The organism is Achromobacter sp. NPDC008082 (assembly GCF_042957345.1).
Taxonomy (GTDB): Bacteria; Pseudomonadota; Gammaproteobacteria; order Burkholderiales; family Burkholderiaceae_B; genus Achromobacter; species Achromobacter kerstersii_A.
The window spans coordinates 978245-1000466 of the sequence record NZ_JBIBIB010000001.1 but is presented as its reverse complement, the minus strand read 5'-3'; the positions used below and the strand labels follow the sequence as shown (position 1 = coordinate 1000466).

General features: G+C 65.2%; 15 protein-coding genes. 12 read left to right on the top strand and 3 right to left on the bottom strand.

The features are described from left to right. Window positions 1-11: 11 nt before the first annotated feature. Window positions 12-1016 carry a ligase-associated DNA damage response exonuclease gene (locus ACFZAI_RS04435; protein ID WP_391565766.1) on the bottom strand — a complete coding sequence of 335 codons (1005 nt, stop codon included), beginning with the start codon at window positions 1014-1016 and terminating at the stop codon, window positions 12-14. 239 nt (window positions 1017-1255) lie between these two features. Between ACFZAI_RS04435 and ACFZAI_RS04430 the strand changes: the two genes are divergently transcribed. Together ACFZAI_RS04430 and ACFZAI_RS04425 are read left to right on the top strand one after the other, a co-directional pair. Beyond that, on the top strand, window positions 1256-5647 hold the full coding sequence (locus ACFZAI_RS04430) for a response regulator (RefSeq protein WP_391565765.1): 4392 nt from the start codon (window positions 1256-1258) through the stop codon (window positions 5645-5647). 182 nt (window positions 5648-5829) lie between these two features. Beyond that, complete coding sequence (locus tag ACFZAI_RS04425; RefSeq protein ID WP_391565764.1) at window positions 5830-6264, top strand: hypothetical protein; 435 nt, start codon at window positions 5830-5832, stop codon at window positions 6262-6264. A gap of 49 nt (window positions 6265-6313) precedes the next feature. On the opposite strand, the gene ACFZAI_RS04420 is transcribed toward ACFZAI_RS04425, so the two are convergent. Beyond that, window positions 6314-6682, bottom strand: coding sequence for a hypothetical protein (locus ACFZAI_RS04420; RefSeq protein WP_391565763.1), 369 nt, complete (start codon window positions 6680-6682; stop codon window positions 6314-6316). A gap of 483 nt (window positions 6683-7165) precedes the next feature. On the opposite strand from ACFZAI_RS04420, the gene ACFZAI_RS04415 reads away from it, so the two are divergent. From ACFZAI_RS04415 to ACFZAI_RS04370, 10 genes are all read left to right on the top strand, one after another. Further along, complete coding sequence (locus tag ACFZAI_RS04415; RefSeq protein WP_391565762.1) at window positions 7166-9598, top strand: mechanosensitive ion channel domain-containing protein; 2433 nt, start codon at window positions 7166-7168, stop codon at window positions 9596-9598. Between the two features lie 240 nt (window positions 9599-9838). Beyond that, on the top strand, window positions 9839-12133 hold the full coding sequence (metE, locus tag ACFZAI_RS04410; RefSeq protein WP_391565761.1) for a 5-methyltetrahydropteroyltriglutamate--homocysteine S-methyltransferase: 2295 nt from the start codon (window positions 9839-9841) through the stop codon (window positions 12131-12133). 70 nt (window positions 12134-12203) lie between these two features. Continuing rightward, window positions 12204-12734, top strand: coding sequence for a GbsR/MarR family transcriptional regulator (locus ACFZAI_RS04405; protein ID WP_175170225.1), 531 nt, complete (start codon window positions 12204-12206; stop codon window positions 12732-12734). Between the two features lie 96 nt (window positions 12735-12830). After that, the gene (locus ACFZAI_RS04400; RefSeq protein WP_391565760.1) at window positions 12831-14087 is read left to right on the top strand and encodes an SDR family oxidoreductase; all 1257 of its coding nucleotides are present in this window, start codon (window positions 12831-12833) and stop codon (window positions 14085-14087) included. Continuing rightward, entirely contained in the window at window positions 14084-14557 is a 474-nt protein-coding gene (locus ACFZAI_RS04395; RefSeq protein WP_391565759.1) for a DUF2269 family protein, read from the top strand. The genes ACFZAI_RS04400 and ACFZAI_RS04395 overlap by 4 nt, the downstream gene beginning before the upstream one ends. A gap of 152 nt (window positions 14558-14709) precedes the next feature. Beyond that, window positions 14710-16155 (top strand): amidase, encoded by a 1446-nt coding sequence (locus ACFZAI_RS04390; RefSeq protein ID WP_391565758.1) that lies wholly within the window; start codon window positions 14710-14712, stop codon window positions 16153-16155. A gap of 67 nt (window positions 16156-16222) precedes the next feature. After that, the gene (locus ACFZAI_RS04385; RefSeq protein ID WP_391565757.1) at window positions 16223-17812 is read left to right on the top strand and encodes an ABC transporter substrate-binding protein; all 1590 of its coding nucleotides are present in this window, start codon (window positions 16223-16225) and stop codon (window positions 17810-17812) included. Window positions 17813-17818: 6 nt separating this feature from the next. Further along, window positions 17819-18760, top strand: a complete 942-nt coding sequence (locus tag ACFZAI_RS04380) for an ABC transporter permease (protein ID WP_391565755.1) — start codon at window positions 17819-17821, stop codon at window positions 18758-18760. Window positions 18761-18785: 25 nt separating this feature from the next. Further along, complete coding sequence (locus ACFZAI_RS04375; RefSeq protein WP_391565754.1) at window positions 18786-19676, top strand: ABC transporter permease; 891 nt, start codon at window positions 18786-18788, stop codon at window positions 19674-19676. A gap of 4 nt (window positions 19677-19680) precedes the next feature. After that, a complete protein-coding gene (locus ACFZAI_RS04370) occupies window positions 19681-21342 on the top strand; it encodes an ABC transporter ATP-binding protein (RefSeq protein WP_391565753.1) in 1662 nt (553 codons plus the stop codon). Here the strand turns inward: ACFZAI_RS04370 and ACFZAI_RS04365 are convergent. Continuing rightward, window positions 21339-22106: an AraC family transcriptional regulator gene (locus ACFZAI_RS04365; protein ID WP_391565752.1), complete on the bottom strand. Its 768-nt coding sequence runs from the start codon at window positions 22104-22106 to the stop codon at window positions 21339-21341. The two genes, ACFZAI_RS04370 and ACFZAI_RS04365, sit on opposite strands and share 4 nt — an antisense overlap. Between the last annotated feature and the right edge of the window lie 116 nt (window positions 22107-22222).

Sequence of the window (22222 nt, the reverse complement as noted above, 5' to 3'; positions counted from 1 at the left end):
GGTCAGCGCCGTCAGTCATCCTCGCCATACTGCGTGGCCAGCGTCTCGGCCGCCACGCCGCCTTCGTTCAGCGTGCGGACCAGCGCATCGGTGTCGCCATGGGTAGCGATCACACGGCGCGCGCCGGTCTCGTGAATCGTGCGCAACAGATCCGGCCAGTCCGCATGGTCAGACACCACAAAGCCGCGGTCCATGTTGCGGCGGCGGCGGTTGCCGCGCAGCCGCATCCAGCCCGATGCAAAGCCGTGCTGCGCCTTGCGAAAGCGCCGCAACCACGCGCTGCCGGCTGCCGAGGGCGGCGCCAGGATCAGCTCTCCAGCAAACCCCGTGCCTGCCGCTGCCGACTTGCCGCCGTCTTCCATGACGAGCCGGGTGTCGGCCATGCCGATGCCTGCGCGCCGGTAGACGTCCACACCGGCCGCAATGGCGCCGTGCAAGAACACCGGCCGGTCGATAACGGGCTTCAGCTCGGCCAGCACGCGCTGCGCCTTGCCCAGCGCGTAGCAATACAAGATGGCGGCCTCGCCGCGCGCGGCGCAGTGGTCGCGCCATTGGACGATATCGCGCGCCACGTCGGCCGCGCTGGGCCAACGGTAGATGGGCAGGCCGAACGTGGCTTCGGTGATGAAGGTGTCGCAGGCGACCACTTCGAAGGGGCTGCACGTGGGGTCGGGCTGGCGCTTGTAGTCGCCGGACACGACCCAGACCTGGCCGTCGGCCTCGATGCGCACCTGGGCCGATCCCAACACATGGCCGGCGGGATGCAAGGACACGCGGGCGTCGCCCAGCACAAACGTTTCGCCGTACCCATGCACGCGATAGTCCTGGTCGCCCAGCCGCCATTGCAAAATGGGCAGCCCTTCGGCGCTGGTGTGATAGCAGCCCATGCCCACGCGGGCATGGTCGCCGTGGCCGTGGGTCAGCACGGCCACGTCAACCGGACGCCAGGGGTCGATATAGAACCGCCCGGCGGGGCAATACAGGCCTTCCGGCCGCAATTGCACGAGGTCACGCATGGCTTGCTCCCGATGCATTGCAGCAAACGCCGCAACGGTGGAAAAAACGTTATACCCCGAAGCCGCCGAAACCTTCCGACGTGGAAATTAAAGTTCGGTTTCAGACGAAAAACGGGATAACAAGTAGCGTCGAAATCGCAACTTCGCAACTTCGCAACTTCGCGACTTCGAAACCTCGCAACTTTCATGCCGATCCGCCACCCGCCATTCGGCCAGGCCACCGACAAAAGGATCTGAACGTGTCCGACCACCCGCCCGCCTCCGCTTCAGCGGACCCCCTGGCTTTTCTTGCCGGCGGCGGCCAGACCGGCGCGCTCATCCGCGCACACGACTGGGCGGGATCGGAGCTGGGTTCACCGGAAGGCTGGCCGCTCAGTTTGAAGACGGCGCTTCGCATCATGCTGACCGCGCGCCAGCCTATCTGGATCGGATGGGGGCCAGACCTGCTGTTCTTCTATAACGATCCTTATCTGTCCATCATCGGCGGCAGGCATCCGGCCGCCATGGCGCAACCCACGCGCCTGGTGTGGCACGAAATCTGGCCGTACATGGAACCCCTCTTGCAAACCGCCATGGCGGACGCGGAAGGCACCTACGAAGAGCGCAAGCTGCTCATCATGGAGCGCAACGGGTATCCGGAAGAAACCTACTACACGTTCTCGTTCAGCCCCGTGCCGGGCGATGACGGCGTCACCAGCGGCATCATCTGCGTGAATAGCGACGAAACCCGCCGCGTCATCGCTGACCGCCAGCAAAACCTGCTGCGCGAATTGGCGATTGCTATGCCGCAGTCAGCCACGTGGCGCCAGGCGTGCGAACTCAGCGCGCAAGCCTTTGCCGCCAACGCTTACGACATCCCGTTCGCCATGCTCTACGCCGTGGACTCGAGCGCCGGCATGGCCGAACTGGTGGGCACCTATGGCATCGAGCCAGACAGCCCCGGCGCGCCCCAGACGCTGCCGCTGGACGGCGGCGTCTGGCCTTGCGGCGAGGCGCTACGCGCGGGCGCGCTCGTGCTTATTGACGATCTGGCAGGACTGTTTGGCGGGCCGCTGCCCAAGACGATATGGGACCGGCCCGCCGACCAAGCCGTGCTGATCCCCATCCTGCCGTCCAGCGAAGGCGAACCCGCCTGCCTGCTGATCAGCGCGCTCAATCCGCTACGTCTCTTTACCGACGACTACCGCGAATTCCTGACGCTGGCCGCAGCGCAGATTGGCGCATCCATCCGCTACGCCCGCGCCTACGAGCACGAACGCGCGCGGGCGCAGGCGCTGGCCGAAGTGGATCACGCCAAGACCGCATTCTTTTCAAACATCAGCCACGAATTCCGCACGCCGCTTACGCTGATGCTGGCGCCGCTGGAAGACATGCTGACCGACCCCGACGTGCCGCCCCGCCTGCAAAGCGCGATGAAGATGGCCAACCGCAACGGCCAGCGCCTGCTCAAGCTCGTCAACACGCTGCTGGATTTTTCACGCATCGAGGCGGGCCGCGTGAAGCTGGACCTGCGCGCCACCGAAATCTCTGCCTTCACCGCGGACCTGGCCTCGCTGTTTCAGTCATCGCTTGAAAAGGCCGGGCTGACGCTGGACGTAGACTGCCCGCCCTTGCCGCGCGCCGTCATGCTGGATCGCGACATGTGGGAAAAGGTGATCCTGAACCTGTTGTCCAACGCGTACAAGTTCACGTATCGGGGCGGCGTGCGGATTGCGTCCAGCGTGGCGCCGGATGGCGAAACCGCCGTTGTGGAAATTTCCGACACGGGCATGGGCATCCCCGAAAGCGAATTGCCGCGCGTGTTCGACCGCTTTCATCAGGTGGAAGGCGTACACGGCCGCAGCATCGAAGGCAGCGGCATCGGGCTGGCGCTGGTTCAGGAATTCATGCAGCTGCAAGGCGGCTCGGTCGCGGTCGCCAGCACGCCCGGCGTGGGCACGACCTTCACGCTGCGTTTGCCGCTGGGGCCGGCGCTGGACATCGCGGCGCCATCCACCGCCCTCGGTTCCGGGGCGGCACGCTCCACGTCCCGCCCTTACATCGATATCCCCGGCCCGGACGCCAACGTCTTTGACGACGCGCTGGCGGCCCAGATCTTGCCGCACACGCCTGGCGCAGAAACCGCCCGGACCGCGCCAAGCGCATCAACCGGACAGCCCCAAACCGCAGAGACCGACGCGCCGGGCACGATTCTGGTCGTGGACGACAACGACGACATGCGCGCCTATATCTGCCGGGTGCTACGCACCGCGCACTATCGCATTCACACCGCCAAGGATGGTGAAGCCGCGCTTGCCCACGCCCGCCAGCACCGGCCTGACCTGGTGTTGTCCGACGTGATGATGCCGCGCCTGGACGGCTTCGGCCTGCTTGCGGCGCTGCGCCAAGACCCCGCGCTGCGGACCATACCCGTGCTGCTGTTATCGGCGCGCGCGGGCGAGGAAGCCTCGGTCGAGGGCTTGCGCGCAGGCGCCGACGACTACCTGATCAAGCCCTTTTCCGCGCGCGAATTGCTGGCGCGCGTCAGCAGCAATCTGCGCCTGAGTGCGCTGCGCCAGGAAACCGAAAAGCGCTTGGCTGAAGAAGCCCGCACGCTGGAACTGCGCGTCAATCAGGCCATCGCCGAGCGCGACCGCTTGTGGGAACACAGCGACGATCTCTTCGTCATTGCCGACGGCCAGGGGCGGATGCTCCGCCTGAACCCCTCGTGGACGCGATGGCTGGGCCATCCCGAAGCGGCGCTGGCGTTCCAGCGCTACGACACGCTGCTCCACCCAGACGACCTGCTGCAAGCGCAGGCGCAGTTTCAGGCGCTGCGCGGGGGCATGCGCAGCCTGCGCGCCGAACACCGGCTGCGCACGGCCGATGACGACTGGCGATGGATGGCGTGGATGTGGTCGTTCGACGCCGAATCCAACAGCATCCACGGCGTGGGCCGGGACATCACCGCTGACAAGGTGGCCGCGCAAACGCTGCGCGAAACCGAAGAGGCGCTGCGCATGGCGCAAAAGATGGAGGCGCTGGGCAAACTGACCGGCGGCGTCGCGCATGATTTCAACAACCTATTGCAGGTGATCGGCGGCAATCTCCAGCTGCTCAGCCGCAGTCTGGCCGGCGACGAACGCGCGCAGCAACGCACGCGCAATGCCTTGGCTGGCGTGGAGCGCGGCGCGAAGCTCGCCTCGCAACTGCTGGCCTTCGGCAGACGGCAGCCGCTGGCGCCCAAGGTCGTCAACCTGGGGCGTTTCATGCGTGGCTTTGACGACATGCTGCGCCGCATTGTGGGCGACGGCATCGAAGTGGAAACCGTGATCTCGGGCGGCTTGTGGAACACGCTAGTCGACCCGTATCAGGTCGAGAACGCGCTGCTGAATCTGGCGATCAACGCGCGCGACGCCATGGAGGGCCACGGCAAACTCACCATCGAAGCCGGCAACGCGCTGCTGGATGACGACTACGCCGCGCGCCACGCCGAAGTGCACGCGGGCCAATACGTGATGCTGGCCGTCAGCGACACCGGCTGCGGCATGGACAAGGAACTGGTCCAGCGCGCATTCGAACCTTTCTTCACCACCAAACCCGAAGGCCAAGGCACCGGGCTGGGGTTGAGCATGGTGTACGGCTTTGTCAGGCAGACGGGCGGACACGTCAATATCTACAGCGAGCCCGGCATGGGCACCACCGTGCGCCTGTACTTGCCGCGCGCCACTCAGGCCGAAGACCCGGTCATAGAACTGGACACCAGCAACGCCGAAGGCGGCGATGAAACCGTGCTGGTGGTAGAGGACGATGAAGACGTGCGCACCACCGTCGTCGACATGCTCGTGGACCTGGGTTACCGCGTGCTCAAGGCCGCCGACGCGCAAAGCGCCATGTCCATCATCGACAGCGGCGTCAATGTGGACCTGCTGTTTACCGACGTCGTCATGCCCGGCCCCTTGCGCAGCCGCGACGTCGCGCTGCGCGCCCGCGCACGCCTGCCCCGGCTGGCCGTCTTGTTCACATCCGGCTACGCCGACAACGCCATCGTCCACGGCGGCCGGCTGGATGAAGGCATCGAGCTGCTGTCCAAGCCCTACACCGCGGCCACATTGGCGCGCAAGCTGCGCCAGATGCTGCGCGCACGGCCCCCGGCTTCGGCTTCGGCTTACGCTTCCACTTCGGCTTCGGCTTCGGCTTCGGCTTCGGCTTCCACTTCGGCTTCGGGTTTGAGTTTGAGTGCAGGCGACGCGCTGCCCAACGCGGCGTTGGCAAGGCGCGTACTGCTGGTGGAGGACATGGAGGCCGTGCGCCTGACGACCGAAGAAATTCTCAGCAGCCTCGGACATGAGGTGATACATGCCGCAACCGCTGCACAGGCAAGCGAACGGTTATTGCAGCACCATATCGACATCCTGCTGACGGACGTCGGGCTGCCAGATGGTTCCGGCATCGACCTTGCCGTCTGGGCGCGCACCCGCCAGCCCACGCTGGCCGTCGTGTTCTCGTCGGGGCGCGACGTGCTGGCTGACGCCCGCAGCCGCGCGGGGTTGAGCGGCGTGCACCAATTGCTGAAACCCTACAGTCCGCAGCAGCTGGAAAGCGTCATCGCCATGCTCGCGCAACCCGCCAGCCACGCAGGACGCGGTTGAAACGTCATCACTTGCCTAGGAGTCTGCATGCGAACCAAACACATCCTGACCCTCGTCGCGCTCGTCGTCGCCGTCTCTTTTGCGCTGTCGCTGGTGCCTTGGTAGCGGCAACCCACTGTAGGCGATGGGGGATGCGACAAGGGCGGCGGAATAAGGGCGGCGAAACATCGACAGGAGCCACGGTGAACGTGACATTGAATGGAAGAATGGGCGGCCCGGAAACCGGCGTCCGGTGCCTGGCCGCCATCGTCATGCTTCGCCCGAAGCTGAAGGCCGCACTGGCGCCCCTTGCCGTACCGGGGTTGGCAACGCTGGACATCACACTATGGCTGGGCGGCAGCATTTCGGCGTGCGCCGGGCCGGGCGTTGAGGCGTCGGCGAAGTACTACGCCAAGAAAGAAACGCTAGACGTCGTCATCAGCGTGCCGCGCGCGGAGGTCGACGCGATGGGCGACGCCGCTACGCCCGAGGCAATCGCGGCCTGCGTCGCTCAAGGACTGGAGCAGATGCCGCTGTCCGCCGCCGCCCGGGCGTTGGACTTGCAAGCGATGCGCGAGGCCATCCGCGAAGTGATCTGCGAGGTGATCCAACCCGTATCCCATCAAGCAGGGCCGTAATGCGCCAATAACCTTGCAACGGCATCGCGTAACGCGAGCTTGATGCGGATCAAAAGCGAGCAAAGAACCCGTGGCGCACTTCCGTTCGTTCTATCTTTGCCCCTGGCCCGATGAACACATCGATGCGGCTGAAGGGTTTTGTGATCTCTAGGAAGTCATCGCTTTGGAAGGGGAAGGTTAACAATATCCACATATCGGGTTCAGGGAACATCGCCGTAGGGTACTTAACGGATTCTCCCGGCTTCAATCCCCGCTTGGTGATGGAATGATTGTCGTTGAGAAAATAACCGAGCGAGTCCGTTGCCTCAGCCGAATAATGTAGCGCCACGGTGGGCCTGCAATTGAACAAAAACACTACCCACACGAACGGTGTCATGCAAATTGCGATGGCCATCCACTTTGCGGAGCGCTTGAGCATGTTGCGTCTATTTCCTGATTTTTTGCGTTGACAGGGAGGCCACGTCGCAGGGCGATTGATGGCAGGCCCGAGTCTACGCAGACTGTTAGATCGCAGACCACCTCACCACCAAGAATCAGACAATTACCAAATACGGCGGCGCAAACCCGAACATCCATGCCGCTCCCGGCCAAATCGCAGACGGCCATCACCATTTCAGACTGCAATTTCTCCCTTCAAAATGCAGCCGGGCATCGTCATGCAACACCTGTGCCGCGCCCCACCCCAAGCGACTGCCAACATCACAAGGCTTTATCATCAACCCCGTAGCGACGCTGCGGCCGCGATCTAGCGCCGCGTTTTTGCCTTGATCGTAGAGGAGATTTATTAGTGGTTCGATCCGCAACGACAGCATCCCATTCCTTCCCGCCTTTGCAACACGCCGCCCTTTTTTGGCGGCGACGACGTGAGAGGCCCTGGCTGGCAGCCTTGCTGCTGGCGGTGATGCTGAGTTGCGTATCGATCTTGTGGCCGGCGCAGGCCGTGGCGGCAAATCCGTTGCAGCCGCAGCCGCCTGCCACGTCGGCGACCGCGCTGACGCCTGCCGCGTTGGCGGATCTGCTGGAGAACCCCGAGGCGCGCAAGGCGCTGGTGGACGAGTTACGGGCGCAGGCGTCTGGGGACAAGCCAGCGGCGTCCCGCGCTGCCGCTGCGGCCGAGCCGGCCAAGAAAGCAGAAGCGCCCGGGCTACAGGAACGCATGGCGGATGGCGTGCAGCGTTTCCTGACGGGTGTGGCCGCGGACATGGGCCAGGGCGTGGACGACATGCGCGCGCTGGCGTCGGGGCGCAGCTTGCGCATGGACAGCGGCACCGCAAGCCGCGCGTTGCTGCCCTTGTTGTTGGCGGCCGTCGCCACGATCATCGCCTTCATCTTGCTGCGCATGATCGCCATGCGGATCTACACGCGCATTGACCGCTGGGTGGCCGAGCATGGCTGCGAGACCGAGACGGCGCCCATGCCGCCCCCGCCCATCCCTGCGGCCGCCCCACGCCCCCCTTCCAAGCGCCGCGGGCCGGCTTCCATGCGCGTGCTGGCCCGGCGCGCGGGCGCGATCATCGGCGCGGTCGCTATCGATGCGGGCGTCGTGTTGCTGGCCGCCATGGCGGGCGGTGCGGCGGCGTTGTGGAGCACGCCCGGGCGCGGCACGCTTGACGCGCTTGCCGCCGTGTTCCTGCAAGCCTTCGTGGCGGTGGAAATTGTGAAGGTGGTGATCCGCACCGTGTTCGCCGTGCGGCATCCGCATCTGCGGCTCTTGCCGATGAACGACGAATTGGCCAAGTACTGGAACGCGTGGCTGGTTCGGGTGGTGGCGGCGGCCGGCTACGGCACGCTGCTGATCGACCCCGTGGTCTCCGCCGCGCTGTCGCCCGCGCTGGGGCGGCTGGCCAGCATGATCATCATGTTGGCGGTGTATGTGTACGCCGTGCGCGTCATCTGGCAGAACCGCCATTCCGTGCGCGATCGCCTGAACCGTCACGCCGCCACCGCAGCCACGTTCATGGGTTCGCGGCTGCACTTCCTGTCGCGCATCTGGCACGTGCTGGGCATCGCCTACTTCACCATTCTGCTCATCGTCAGCCAGATCGACCCGCTAAATGCGCTGCCCTTCATGGCCCGCGCCACCGCGCAGACGCTGCTGGTGATCGGGGTTGGCAGCCTGCTGATCCTGCTGCTGAACACCGTGCTGGCCAAGCCCATCCGCTTGTCCGACGACCTGCGGCGGCGCCTGCCGCTGCTGGAGGCGCGTGTCAACGCCTATGTGCCGGCCATCTTGAAAGTGATTGGCTGGATCATCCGCGTCGTTGTGGTGCTGCTGATTCTGGATGCGTGGCAGGCGTTCGACCTGTCGCGCTGGCTGGCCTCGGATGCGGGCGGCGCGGCCATCAAGATGGTGCTGAACATTGCCATCGTGCTGTTGATTGCGGCGCTGGCCTGGACGGTGATCGCCAGCATCATCGAGCACCGGCTAAGCCAGAGTGAAGGCCGCGGCATGCCCAGCGCGCGCGAGCGCACGCTGCTGGCGCTGTTTCGCAACGCCGCGCTGATCGTCATCGTGACGATGACGCTGATGGTGCTGTTGTCGCAGATCGGCATCGACGTCGGGCCGCTGATTGCGGGCGCTGGCGTCGTGGGTCTTGCCATTGGTTTTGGCGCGCAGAAGCTGGTGCAGGACATCATCACTGGCGTCTTCATCCAGCTTGAAAACGGCATGAACGAGAACGACGTAGTGCAAGTCGCGGGCGTGTTCGGCACCGTGGAAAAGATGACCATCCGCTCGGTCGGCATCCGCACGCTGGACGGCGGGTATCACCTGGTGCCGTTCTCGTCGGTGGACGTGGTGGCCAACCACATGCGCGATTTCTCGTATCACCTGGGTGAATACACCATCGCGCATCGCGAAAGCGTGGACGACGCCATCGAGCATCTGCGCGCGGCGTTTGCCGAGCTGATGACCGACTCGGTGCTGGGGCCTGAAATCCTGGAAGAGATGACGGTGGCCGGCGTGACCGCGGTCAACGACAAGGGCGTTACCATCCGCATCCTGATCAAGACCACGCCCGGGATGCAGTGGGCCGTGCAGCGCGGCTACAACCGGCTGTTGAAGAAGCACTTCGACGCGGCCGGCATCGAGCTGCCGTATCCGCACACGGTGGTGTACTTCGGGCAGGACAAGCGCGGCTATGCGCCGCCCGCCAACGTGACGTTGCAGCCCGATCGCCCGGACGAGGGCAGTGGCGAAGATGCCCGCGCCGCGGGCCATACCCGCCGCCGCCTGCAACCGGAGGCCAGCAACGACGATTCTTCCGAAGTGCTGGGCAACGAGCTTGAGGCGCGCGAAGAGGCGGAGGCCGGCACGGACCCGGCGCGCACTTAGGCGGGTTCGGATGGCGCTGCCGCTCATCGCGATGGGCGGGGCGCCATCTGCACAAATCGCAAAATCGCAAAAATCGTCGATGTGCATGCAAGCGCAGAGTTCGTCGATCCGCCCATCGGCCACGCGCCGCACGCGGCGACACATGAATGAAACTCATTGATTGATGAGAACTTACCATTTTTATTCATACGTCGACCGTCCTACGATGGCAGCACGCTATCAATCAGCAGGAGGGTCGTCGTGGCACGTATTCATAATCTGGGTTTCCCGCGCATCGGCGCAAAGCGCGAACTGAAGTTCGCGCTGGAATCGTATTGGAAGGGGCTCTCTAGCCGCGACGAGCTCAAGGCCGTGGGCGCCGAGCAGCGCAAAATCAACTGGGCGCTGCAATCGGCGCTGGATCTGGCGCCGGTGGGCGACTTCGCTTTCTATGACCAGGTGCTGGACATGAGCTTCACGCTGGGCAACCTGCCCAGCCGCGTCCAAGGCTTCCATGGCGACGTGCTGGACAACTATTTCCGCGTGGCCCGTGGCCGTTCGGCTGAAGGCGCCGAAGCGCACGCCGGGTGCTGCGGCGGCGTCGCCGCAGGCGAAATGACCAAGTGGTTCGACACGAACTACCACTACATCGTCCCGGAATTCAAGGCGGATACCGCGTTCAATCTGGACGCCTCGCGCCTGTTGGAACAACTGGCCGAAGCCCGCGCGCAAGGCGTGAAAGCCAAGCCCGTGATCATCGGCCCGGTGACCTATCTTGCGCTGGGCAAGGCCAAGGATGATTCCGACAAGCTGGCGCTGCTGGACCGTCTGTTGCCGGTGTACGTGGAGCTGCTGGCCAAGCTGGCCGCCGAAGGCGTCGAGTGGGTGCAGATCGACGAGCCCATCCTGGTGACGGAACTGGAAGCCGGCTGGGACGCCGCATTCAAAAAGGCCTATCAGGCGCTGAACACGGGCAAGGTCAAGCTGTTGCTGGCCACCTACTTCGGCCAACTGCAAAGCAATCTGCCGCTGGCCGCCAGCCTGCCGGTGCAGGGTGTGCACCTGGACGCCATCAACGCCCGCGACGAAGTCGATGCGCTGATCCGCACGCTGCCCGCGGAAAGCGTGGTCTCGCTGGGCGTCATCAACGGCCGCAACATCTGGAAGACCGACCTGACGGCCGTGCTGAACTGGCTGGAACCCGTCGCCAAGCAACTGGGTGAGCGCCTGTGGGTGGCGCCGTCGTGCTCGTTGCTGCATGTGCCGGTGGACCTGGACAGCGAACAGAAGCTGGATGGCGAGATCAAGTCGTGGCTGTCATTCGCCAAGCAAAAGCTGGGCGAATTGTCGGTGCTGGCCACCGCACTGAACCAAGGCCGCGACGCCGTGCGCGCCGAACTGGCCGCCAATGCCGCCGCCGTTGACGCCCGCCGCCACTCGCCGCGCGTGAACAATCCGGCGGTGAAGGCCGCCATTGCCAAGCTGGATGCCAAGCTGGGCCAGCGCAAGAACCCCTACGACGTTCGCGCCGCCAGGCAAGCCGAACGGCTGAAGCTGCCCGCGTTCCCCACCACTACGATCGGCTCGTTCCCGCAGACGGCGGAAATTCGCCACGCTCGCAGCGAATTCAAGGCGGGCCGCCTGGACGCCGCCGCCTACAAGACCGCCATGCAGGCTGAAATTGCCCGCTGCGTGAAGGAACAGGAAGCGCTGGACCTGGACGTGTTCGTGCACGGTGAAGCCGAGCGCAACGACATGGTCGAATACTTTGGCGAGCAGCTTGAAGGCTACGCCTTCAGCCAGTTCGGCTGGGTGCAATCGTATGGTTCGCGCTGCGTGAAGCCGCCGATTCTGTTTGGCGACATCCGCCGTCCGAAGGCCATGACGGTGGAGTGGATCAAGTACGCGCAGTCGCTGACCACAAAGCCCATGAAGGGCATGCTGACCGGCCCGGTCACTATTCTGAACTGGTCGTTCGTGCGCGACGATCAGCCGCGTTCGGTCTCGTGCTACCAGCTGGCGCTGGCCATCCGCGAAGAAGTGCTGGACTTGGAAAAGGCCGGCATCAACGTGATCCAGATCGACGAAGCCGCGCTGCGCGAAGGCTTGCCGCTGCGCAAGGCGCAATGGCAGGAATACCTGGACTGGGCCGTGGAATCGTTCCGCATCGCCGCCAACGGGGTGACGGACGACACGCAGATCCACACCCACATGTGCTATTCGGAGTTCAACGACATCATCAAGTCGATTGCCGACATGGATGCCGACGTGATCACCATTGAAACCAGCCGCTCGGACATGGAATTGCTGGACGCGTTCAAGAGCTTCGAGTACCCCAACGAAATCGGCCCGGGCGTGTATGACATCCATTCGCCGAATATTCCGAACGAGGAATACATGGTGAAGCTGATGAAGCTGGCGGCCGAACGCGTGCCGGCGGAACGCCTGTGGGTGAACCCGGACTGCGGCCTGAAGACCCGCCAATGGAGCGAAGTGCTGCCGGCGCTGACGAACATGGTGCAGGCGGCCAAGGCGCTGCGCGCGGCGGCGAACTGATCGCGCACGCGGCGGGTTTCTGTTATTTCTGTCTTGACAGAAATAACAGAAACCTCCTACAGTGGCTTCCATGACACTGACACCGATTGCCGAACGATTCATCCTGCACTGGGGCGAAATGGGTTCGCGCTGGGGCGTGAACCGCACGGTCGCCCAGATCCACGCCCTGCTCTATCTGCTGGGCCGCCCCGTTCCCGCTGAAGAAATTGCCGACACGCTGGGCGTTGCGCGCTCGAACGTCAGCAACAGCCTGAAGGAGTTGCAGGCGTGGCGGCTGGCGCGCGTGGTCCACGTCATGGAAGACCGGCGCGACCACTTCGAAACGTCGACCGATATCTGGGAGCTGTTCAAGCTCATCGTCGAAGGCCGCCGGCAACGCGAAATCGACCCCACGCTGACCATGCTGCGCGACAGCCTGGCCAGCCCGGAAATCGAAAACGAAAGCCGCGCTACCGAGCAACGCGTGCGCGAGACGCTGGAGTTCCTGGAAATCCTGACGACCTGGTCGGACGAGATGCTGCGGATGAAACCTGAGACCTTGATGAAGACGCTGGGCATGGGCGCGAAGATCAGCAAGACCATGCGGCGCGGCAAGGCGTAGCCACCCCGGGCGCGCGAAAAGCCGCGCCCTTTTTTTGTTCTGTTATTTCTGTCTGTACAGAAATTTCAGAAATCACTTAACCAGCGAGGCAACGGCATGAACATCCTGGTTTGCGGCGCCCACGGTTTTGTTGGGCAGGCGATATGCGAGGCCTTGACGCGCGACGGCCATCGCGTGCTGAAAGGCGTGCGCGTGCCAACCGGGCCGGACGAGATCGCCATCGACTACATGGCGGACACCGACCCGGCCGCCTGGACGGATCGGCTGCGCGGCATTCATGTTGTGATCAACGCCGTCGGCATCCTGATCGAAAGCGCCCATGCCTCGTTTGACAACGTCCACCAGCGCGCGCCGATTGCCCTGTTCGATGCCGCCCAGCGCGCGGGCGTCCGGCACATTGTGCAACTGTCGGCGCTGGGCGCCGAGCATGGCAATACGCCCTACTTCCAAAGCAAGCGCGCCGCCGACGATTACTTGCAGTCGCTGCCCATCGCGCACCACATCGTGCGGCCGGCGCTCGTCTACGGCGTAAACGGCGCGTCGGCGCGATTCTTCCGCGCGCTGGCGACGGTGCCTGTGCATCTGCTGCCCGGAGGCGGCCATCAGCAGTTGCGTCCGATCCATGTGAACGAGCTGGCCGAGATCGTCGTCCGCTTGCTGCGTGGCGATGCGGATGGCCGGGCCGTGCTCGACCTGGTCGGCGGCACGGAGGTGACGTTTCGCCAGATGCTGGCGGTGTACCGGGCATCCATGGACTTCGCGCCGGCCTGGCAGGCGCCGGTGCCCGCGTGGCTGGTGTCAGCCGGGGCCACGCTGTTGAACCGGCTGCCCGGCTCTTTGCTGACGCGCGATACGTGGCGGATGCTGCGCGCCGGCAACACCGCCGACGCGGCGGCCACCACTCACGCGTTGGGCCGCCCGCCCGCCGGCATTGCATCCTTCATCGCGCCTGCCGATGCGCTGGCGCTGCGCCATCAGGCGTTAGCCGCTTGGCGTCCTGCGCTGCTACGTGCTGCGCTGGCGCTGATCTGGTTTTGGACGGCGCTATGCAGCGCGTGGCTCTATCCCGTGACGGGCAGCCTCGCGCTGCTGGAGCCGGTTGGCCTGCATGGCGGCGCGGCGGTGGCGGCGTTGTATCTGGCGGCCGGGTTGGACTTCGCCTTCGGCGTCGCCACGCTCTGGTGGCCGGGCCGGCGCCTGTGGGCCGCGCAGTTGGCGCTGGTGCTGGGGTACACGGCCGTCATCGCCGTGGCCTTGCCCGAATTCCTGTTGCACCCGTTCGGCCCGGTCCTGAAAAACGCCGCCGTCGTCGCGCTGCTCTTCATTCTGCTAACCGAGGAACCCAAGCCATGAACCCGTACCTGACCATCAAGACCCTGCACATTCTTTCGTCGGTGCTGCTCGTGGGCACGGGCTTTGGCACGGCGTTCTATCTGTTCTTCACCAACCGCACCGGCAACATCCCGGCCATCAGCGCCGTGTCGAAACTGGTGGTGCGCGCCGACCTGTGGTTCACCACGCCCGCCGTCGTCATCCAGCCCTTGTCGGGGTTGTGGCTAGCGCATGCGGCTGGCTGGCAATGGAACACGCCGTGGATCTTGGCGTCGATGGCGCTCTACCTGCTGGCGGGCGCGTGCTGGCTGCCGGTGGTGTGGCTGCAATACGAAATGGCCAAGATGGCGGGCGCCGCACACACGGCCGGCAACACGACGCTGCCCGCACGCTACTGGCGCTTTGCGCGGTGGTGGGAAGGCCTGGGCTACCCGGCGTTCCTGGCGATGGTGGCCGTGTATTTCCTGATGGTGTTCAAGCCCGCGCTGTAGGGTTCGAAGGCCCCCCGAGTTTTCCCCAAGGTCCTTGGGCATGTCGCGTTTGGGACGGGCGCGCTGTCGCATCCGGGTTTGGCCCCTGCCGCATGCATCCCTAGACTTTGCATCTGCCGTGAACAACACAGGCAGCAAATACAAGGGGAAACATGCAAACCACCGACTACGAGCGCCTGGACGGCCTTGCGCTGGCCGACTTGCTTGCGCGCGGCGAGACCACGCCCGCCGAGCTCATGGATTGCGCCATCGCATTGGCCGACGCGCGCAATCCCACGCTTAACGCCATCACCTACCCGCGCTACGAGGAATCGCGCCGCATCGCGGCCGGCTGGACGCCGTGTGGCCCGTTTCGCGGCATTCCCTTCCTGCTGAAGGACTCCGGCTTCGCCCACCCGCGGTTTCCGTCCAGCATCGGCTCGGCGTTATTCAACGACACCCCCTACTCGTATGCCGCCACCGTCGCCGACCGATTCGAGGCGGCGGGCTTCATCCCGTTTGCGCGCACGACCGTGCCGGAACTCTGCATGGCCGGCACCACCGAAGCCGTGCGCAACGGCAGCGCCACGCTGAACCCCTGGGACCACACGCGCTCGGCGGGCGGCTCCAGCGGCGGCGCGGCAGCCGCCGTGGCGGCGCGCATCGTACCGGTGGCGCACGGCAGCGACGGCGGCGGCTCCATCCGCATTCCGGCCGCCTGCTGCGGCGTGTTCGGCTTGAAGGCCTCGCGCGGCCGCGTGCCGATGGGGCCTATGCGCGGTGAAGGCTGGGCCGGCATGTCGACAGATGGCGTGCTGAGCATTTCCGTGCGCGACACGGCCGCGGCGCTGGATAGCATCGACGCCTACGAACCCGGCGCGCCGTATGGCTCGCCGCCCAAGCCGCGTCTGTTCATCGATGCCGTACGCGAACAAGCCGTTCGGCCGCTGCGCGTGGGCATCCTGCGCAACGGCTGGAACGGCATCACGATTGCGCCGGCGTGCGACGGCGCCGTCACGCATACCGCCACGCTGCTTGAGCGCTTGGGGCACAAGGTGTTCGAAGCGCCCTTGCCCGCCATCGACTACGACGGCTTCGTCCATGCGCACGGCAGCATTCTGGCCAGCAACATCGTCGTGGCCGTGGACGCGCGCCTGAAGCTGCTTGGCCGCGCGTTGCAAGACGGCGATCTGGAATCCGTCATTCTGGATGGCTATCACGTCGGCAAGGGGCTCGACGCGGCCGCGTACATCGACGCGGTGTCGCGCCTGCATGCCGTGGGCCGCGCGTTCGCCGCCGCGATGGCTGACGTGGATGTGCTGCTGACGCCCACGCTGGCGCAGCTTCCCTGCAAGCTCGGCTACCTGGCGCTGAACACATCCGACGGCCTGGGCTTTCGCGATTACCGGGCGCGTGCGGCAACGTATTCCACTTTTCTTCCCGTCATCAATGGCGCGGGCTTGCCCGCCGCCAGCCTGCCGCTGTCGTGGACGGCCGACGGCCTGCCCGTAGCCACGCAATTGATCGGCCATTTCGGGCGCGAAGACATCGTGCTGGAACTTTCGGCGCAGCTTGAGCGCCTGGCCCCGTGGGCTGCACGCAGACCGCAGTTCGGCTGATCGGCAAGGCTCGCCGCCGAGCCTTGCCCCGTTTCGCCTGATTCACCCTCACCTTGAAGGTATCGGTATGAAAAAATTGAATCCCGGCCTGGGACGCGGTTGCGCGCCCGCCCTGTTTTGCGCCGCCGCGCTGACGGCAACGCTTGCGCCCATCAGCACGCTGCACGCCGAAACCACCGCCAAGATCGTCATGCAGGCGCCCTTGCGCGTGATCGACCCCATCCTGACGAACGCCTACATCACCCGCAACCACGGCTACATGGTGTTCGACACGCTGTTCGCGCTGGACGCCAATGGCAAGCCGCAGCCGGAAATGGTGGAAAGCTGGCAGGAAAGCCCTGACCGGCTGACCGTTACGCTGAAGCTGCGTCCGAACCTGAAGTTCCATGATGGCGCGCCGGTCACGGGGGAAGACGTCGTGGCGTCGCTCAAGCGCTGGGCCGAACGCGATGTGCTGGGCCTGCGCCTGATGGCCGTCACCCGCAGCCTGGAAAGCCCCGATGCCGCGACCATCGTGTTTCACCTCAAGCAGCCGTTCGGCATGCTGATTGACGCGCTGGCCAAGCCCGCGTCGCCCGTGCCATTCATCATGCCCAAGCGCATCGCGTCCGTGCCGGTCTCGCAGACGATCACGGAAGTGATCGGCTCGGGTCCGTACCAGTTCGTGGCGGCGGACTTCCAGCCCGGCGTGAAGGCGACCTACGTGAAGTTCACGGACTATGTGCCGCGCAAGGAGCCGGCCAGCGGGTTCGCCGGCGCCAAGGTCGCCGTCGTTGACCGGCTGGAACTGGTCAACATCTCTGACTCGCAGACCGCCGTCAACGCGCTGCGCCGCGGCGAGATCGACTTCGTTGAAGACGTGCCGCCCGATCTCTTGCCGCAATTGGAAGGCGTCAAGGGCGTGGCGCTGAAGTCCTACGGCGACAGCACGAACATTTTCACAATGCGCATGAACTGGCTGCAACCGCCCTTTGACAACGTCAAGGTGCGCCGCGCCGTGCTCGCCGCCGTGTATCAAGGCGACTATCTTGCCGCGCAGATTGGCGACGAGAAAATGGTGAAGCTGTGCGGCGCGGTGCTGAGCTGCAATTCGCCCTACGCGTCGGAGGACGGCGCCACGCAAACCAAAGAGCCTGACCTGGCGCACGCCAAGGCGCTGTTGAAAGACAGCGGCTACGACGGCAGCAAGGTCGTGATTCTGCATCCCACCGACTTGCCCGTGCTGGCCAGCCTGGCGTCCGTCACTGCGCAGGCGCTGAAAACCATCGGCATGAATGTCGAAATCCAGTCCATGGACTGGGCGACCTTGTTGTCGCGCTATTCGAAGAAAGATCCGGTGGCAGAAGGCGGCTGGAGCATCTTCCAGACGGGCTTCACCAGCCTGGACCTGATGAACCCGCTGACCAATCCGAATCTGGATGGGCGCGGCGCGGCAGGCTATGTCGGCTGGTCCAAGAGCGAACAGATGGAAAAACTGCGCGACCAATTTGCGGAAACGGACGACCCGGCCCGCAGAAAGGACATCGCCCTGCAAATTCAGAAGCTCAACTACGACCAGGTCCTGTTCATTCCGCTGGGCACGTATTCCAAGATGAAGGGCTACAACGCCGCCAAGCTGGGACGCATGACGGACGCGCAGATCCCGCTGTTCTGGTAGCACGCCATGATTGAACTCATCTTCAAGCGCCTGTTGGCGGCGATTCCGGTGATGCTCATCGTGGCCACGGTGGTGTTTCTAATGCTGCGCATGGCGCCGGGCGACCCCGCCCGTGTCATTGCGGGCGACATGGCAAGCGAAGCATCCATCGCGCAGATCCGCACAGAGATGGGCCTGGACCAGTCCATCGGCACGCAGTACCTGCGCTGGATGGGCGCGCTGGTGCAAGGGGATCTGGGCCATTCGATTCAATCCAAGCAGCCCGTCACCACGCTCATCAAGGCGCGGCTGGGTCCGACGTTCTCGCTGGCCGCGTGGGCCATTCTGCTGACCATCGCCACAGCGATTCCGCTGGGCGTGCTGGCGGCATGGCGGCATCGGGGCCTGGCGGATCGCGGCATCATGGCCGGGGCGGTGCTGGCGTTTTCGGTGCCGGCGTTCGTCGTGGCGTACCTGTTGATTCTGGTGTTCTCGGTGAAGCTCAACTGGCTGCCGGTGCAGGGCTATTCGCCGCTTGCCGAGGGCGTGGGCCGGTATGCGCAGCATCTGTTGCTGCCCACCGTGACGCTGGCGATGGTGTTTGTGGCGCTGATCACGCGTATCACGCGGGCCAGCCTGCTGGATGTGTTGGGCGAAGACTTTGTGCGCACGGCGCGGGCCAAGGGCGTCACCGAACGCTTTGTGCTGTTTCGCCATGCGTTGCGCAATGCCGCGATTCCCATCGTCACCATCGTGGGCGTGGCGCTGACCACGCTGATCAGCGGCGTGGTGGTCACCGAGACCATCTTCAACATCGCAGGCGTCGGCCGGCTGATCGTTGATTCGGTGCTGGCCCGAGACTACCCCGTGGTGCAGGGAACCATTCTGTTCTTCTCGTTCATCTACGTGTTCGTCAATCTGCTGATCGACATGGCCTACGTCGTGCTTGATCCCCGTATCCGCTACTGACCCGCGGACGACCCGGAGTTATCTGATGTCAACCTCTCCCGCCTCCGCCCTGCCCGCCGCGCCGCCGCCTTCGCGCTGGCGGCAAGCCGCAAGCGCCGTCATCCACGACCCCGTCATGCTCGGTTCGCTGCTGCTGCTGTTGCTGCTGGTGGCGCTCACCGTTGGCGCGCCGCTGCTGGCGTCCCATGACCCCGGCGCCCTGACGCCGCGCGCACGTCTTCAGGGTTCGTCCGATGTGTATTGGCTGGGCACGGACTCGCTGGGCCGCGACCTGCTGTCGCGGGTGCTGTATGGCGGCCGCCTGTCGATCACGCTGGCGGCGCTGGTCAGCCTCATTGCGATTGTGGCGGGGCTCGTCATCGGCTTGGCCGCGGGCTATGTGCGGCGGCTGGACGCGCCCGTCATGCGCTTGATGGACGGCATCATGGCCATTCCCGGCCTGCTGCTGGCGGTGGCCATGGTGGCGCTGGGCGGCGCCAACATCGTCACGATGGTCATCGCCATTTCGATCCCCGAGATTCCGCGCGTGGCGCGGCTGGTGCGCAGCGTCGTGTTGTCGGTGCGTGAAGAACCTTATGTTGAAGCCTCGATCGGTTCCGGCACGCCTGCGCTCAAGGTGTTGTGGCGGCACATTCTGCCCAGCACCATCAACCCGCTGGTGGTGCAAGCCACCTTCGTCTGCGCCGCCGCCATCCTGACCGAAGCCGTGCTGGGCTTTCTTGGGCTGGGCTTTCCGCCAGAGATTCCCAGCCTGGGCAGCATCATTGCCGAAGGCCGCCCGTTCTTTCAGCGCGCGCCATGGATTGTGCTGGCGCCGGGCGTGTTCCTGGCCCTGCTGATCCTGGCCGTCAACATGTTCGGCGACGCGCTGCGCGACCGCCTGGACCCCCGTCTTTCACGCAAAACCAAGAGCTGACGCCATGAACCCAGCAACCCGGCCGCAAGCCGAGCCGTCCGCCTCGCCCATTCTGGACATTCGCAGCCTGAAGGTGCGCCTGCCCGGTGGCGGTGACCGCCGCTATGCCGTGGACGACGTGTCGTTCACCGTCCATGCGCGCGAAATCGTCTGCATCGTGGGCGAATCCGGCTCGGGCAAATCCGTGACCTCCAGCGCCGTCATGGGCTTGTTGCCCAAGGGGGTGCTGACGCTGGAAAGCGGCCAGATCCTGCTGGCCGGCCGCGACATCACGCACGCCGGACGCGACGAATTGCAGAAGCTGCGCGGCAACCGCATGGCCATGATCTTCCAGGAGCCGATGACGGCGCTGAACCCGCTGATGCGCGTGGGCGACCAGATTGCCGAGGTGTTCGAGTTTCATGCAAAGGGGCTGAACCGCGAAGCCGTGGCCGCCCGCGTGCTGGCCTTGCTTGCCGACGTGCGGCTGCCGCAGCCCGAGAAGCTTCAGTACGCGTATCCGCATCAGTTGTCGGGCGGCCAGCGCCAACGCGTGATGATCGCGATGGCCTTGGTGATGGAGCCCGGCCTGATCATCGCCGACGAACCCACCACCGCGCTGGACGTGACCTCGCAGGCGCAGGTGCTGCGATTGCTGAACGACCTGCGTGGCCGCCACGACAACGGCGTGCTGTTCATCACGCACGATTTCGACGTGGTGTCTGAAATTGCAGACCGGGTCATCGTGATGCAGGCGGGCCGCATCGTTGAACAAGGGGCGGCGGCCGATGTGCTGCAACGCCCCCAGCACCCCTACACGCAGCGCTTGCTGGCTGCGCGCCCGCGCGGCGATTTCCGCGCCCAGGCATTGCCTGCGTCGGACACGCCCGCGCTGGAAGTGCGCGACCTGACGCTGCGCTTCGAAACCAAATCGATGTTCAAGTCGAAGCGCCGCCACGTCGATGCGCTGGGCGGCGTGTCGCTGCAACTGGCGCGCGGCGAAACGTTGGGCATTGTGGGCGAATCGGGTTCAGGCAAGACCACGCTGGGCCGGTGCCTGGCCCGCTTCGCCACGCCGACCTCGGGTGAGATTTTCATTGACGGCAACGCCGTGGGAAAACTAGGCGCGCGCGAGGCGCGCAGCTATCGCAAGCGCGTGCAGATGGTGTTCCAGGACCCGTTCCGTTCTTTCAACCCGCGCCGCAAGGTTGGCCGCACGCTAGCCGAAGGCCCGCTGAATTTTGGCGCGGACCCCAAACAGGTCCACGCCCGCATGCTCGACATGCTGGCGCTGGTCAGCATGGATGCCAGTGCGTTGGACCGTTTTCCCCACGAGTTCTCGGGCGGGCAACGGCAGCGCTTATCCATCGCGCGGGCGCTCATGATGGAGCCGGAAATTCTGATTGCCGACGAAGCGGTCTCGGCCTTGGATGTGTCGGTGCAGGCGCAGATTCTGGACCTGCTTGAATCGATTCGCGAACGGCTGGGCGTCAGCATCCTGTTCATCACGCACGACCTGCGTGTGGCGGCGCGGCTATGCCATCGCATTGCGGTGATGCAGCGGGGCAAGTTGGTAGAGATTGGCGCGGCGCGTGATGTGTTCCTGCGTCCGACGTGCGAGTACACGCGCGAGCTGGTGGCGTCCATTCCCGGCCACGCGTCCCCCCAGCCCGCCGTGGCGGTTTAGGTTTCCACGGCGCGCAGCAGCCTGCCCAAGTGTCCGCTACTGGAAAATCCCAATTCGGCGCTGACTCGCGCCACGGGTTCGCCCATGGCGATCCGTTGCCGCGCAGCCTGCGCCAGCACCTTGCGGCGCAAGGCAATGGGCGACTGGCCGTAAGCGTCCAGGCAAGCCCGCTGCAAGCTGCGGGTGGTCGCGCCCAGCGCGTTGGCGGATTCGGCGATGGCGGGCAGCGGCTGGCCTTCTTCCAGCCGGGCGCGCAACAGTTCCATCCATTGCCGCGCCAAGGGCAGCGGCGCCTGCAACGCACGGGTTTGCGCTTGATGCCGGTGGTTGGCGTCAAGCTGCGCAATCAGCGCCTGGACCAGCATGGGCAGCGCCGACGCCGACAACGCGGGTTTCCACAGCGCATCCAGCATGGCCTGCGCCGCGCCGTCCAGCTGCAAGACACCGCCCGCCTGACAAGCACGCAGCAGTTCGGGGGCCAGGTAGAGTTCGCCGTGCTGCTGCGCCACGCTCTCGGCGCGCGTGCTGTGCTCGACGTGAGACGGCAGCAGCAGCGCCTGCCCACGCACCAGCCGGCAACGGCGGCGCGCGCCTGCTTCATCTTGCCAAGCGCTATCCAGCGCGCCTGCGCGCGGCCACAGCAGCATGGCGCAGTCGTGCTCGTGCCAATGAAAGGCGTAGCGCGGCTGGCGGCTGGCCGCCAGGGCGAAGCCAGTCTGGGCGATCAGATCCTGTTTGGAAGAAAGCGGGACGGAACGCGTCATGAGGGGCGTGCGGGGCGTGATGTTCGCCAGCGGGATTCCCGGCGGCGGCAAGAAATAGGCGTTTGGCCAGTATCCGCGCACGGCGGCTTTGACGCAAGCCCGCCGCCCGCGCCGCG

Excerpts from the sequence above, each read along its gene's own strand:
- ACFZAI_RS04415 (WP_391565762.1), top strand. The coding sequence starts at position 7,166 with ATGCTGAGTTGCGTATCGATCTTGTGGCCGGCGCAGGCCGTGGCGGCA.
- ACFZAI_RS04405 (WP_175170225.1), top strand. The coding sequence starts at position 12,204 with ATGACACTGACACCGATTGCCGAACGATTCATCCTGCACTGGGGCGAA.
- ACFZAI_RS04420 (WP_391565763.1), bottom strand. The coding sequence starts at position 6,682 with ATGCTCAAGCGCTCCGCAAAGTGGATGGCCATCGCAATTTGCATGACA.
- ACFZAI_RS04380 (WP_391565755.1), top strand. The coding sequence starts at position 17,819 with ATGATTGAACTCATCTTCAAGCGCCTGTTGGCGGCGATTCCGGTGATG.
- ACFZAI_RS04400 (WP_391565760.1), top strand. The coding sequence starts at position 12,831 with ATGAACATCCTGGTTTGCGGCGCCCACGGTTTTGTTGGGCAGGCGATA.
- ACFZAI_RS04385 (WP_391565757.1), top strand. The coding sequence starts at position 16,223 with ATGAAAAAATTGAATCCCGGCCTGGGACGCGGTTGCGCGCCCGCCCTG.
- ACFZAI_RS04435 (WP_391565766.1), bottom strand. The coding sequence starts at position 1,016 with ATGCGTGACCTCGTGCAATTGCGGCCGGAAGGCCTGTATTGCCCCGCC.
- ACFZAI_RS04375 (WP_391565754.1), top strand. The coding sequence starts at position 18,786 with ATGTCAACCTCTCCCGCCTCCGCCCTGCCCGCCGCGCCGCCGCCTTCG.
- ACFZAI_RS04395 (WP_391565759.1), top strand. The coding sequence starts at position 14,084 with ATGAACCCGTACCTGACCATCAAGACCCTGCACATTCTTTCGTCGGTG.
- ACFZAI_RS04370 (WP_391565753.1), top strand. The coding sequence starts at position 19,681 with ATGAACCCAGCAACCCGGCCGCAAGCCGAGCCGTCCGCCTCGCCCATT.
- ACFZAI_RS04365 (WP_391565752.1), bottom strand. The coding sequence starts at position 22,106 with ATGACGCGTTCCGTCCCGCTTTCTTCCAAACAGGATCTGATCGCCCAG.
- ACFZAI_RS04390 (WP_391565758.1), top strand. The coding sequence starts at position 14,710 with ATGCAAACCACCGACTACGAGCGCCTGGACGGCCTTGCGCTGGCCGAC.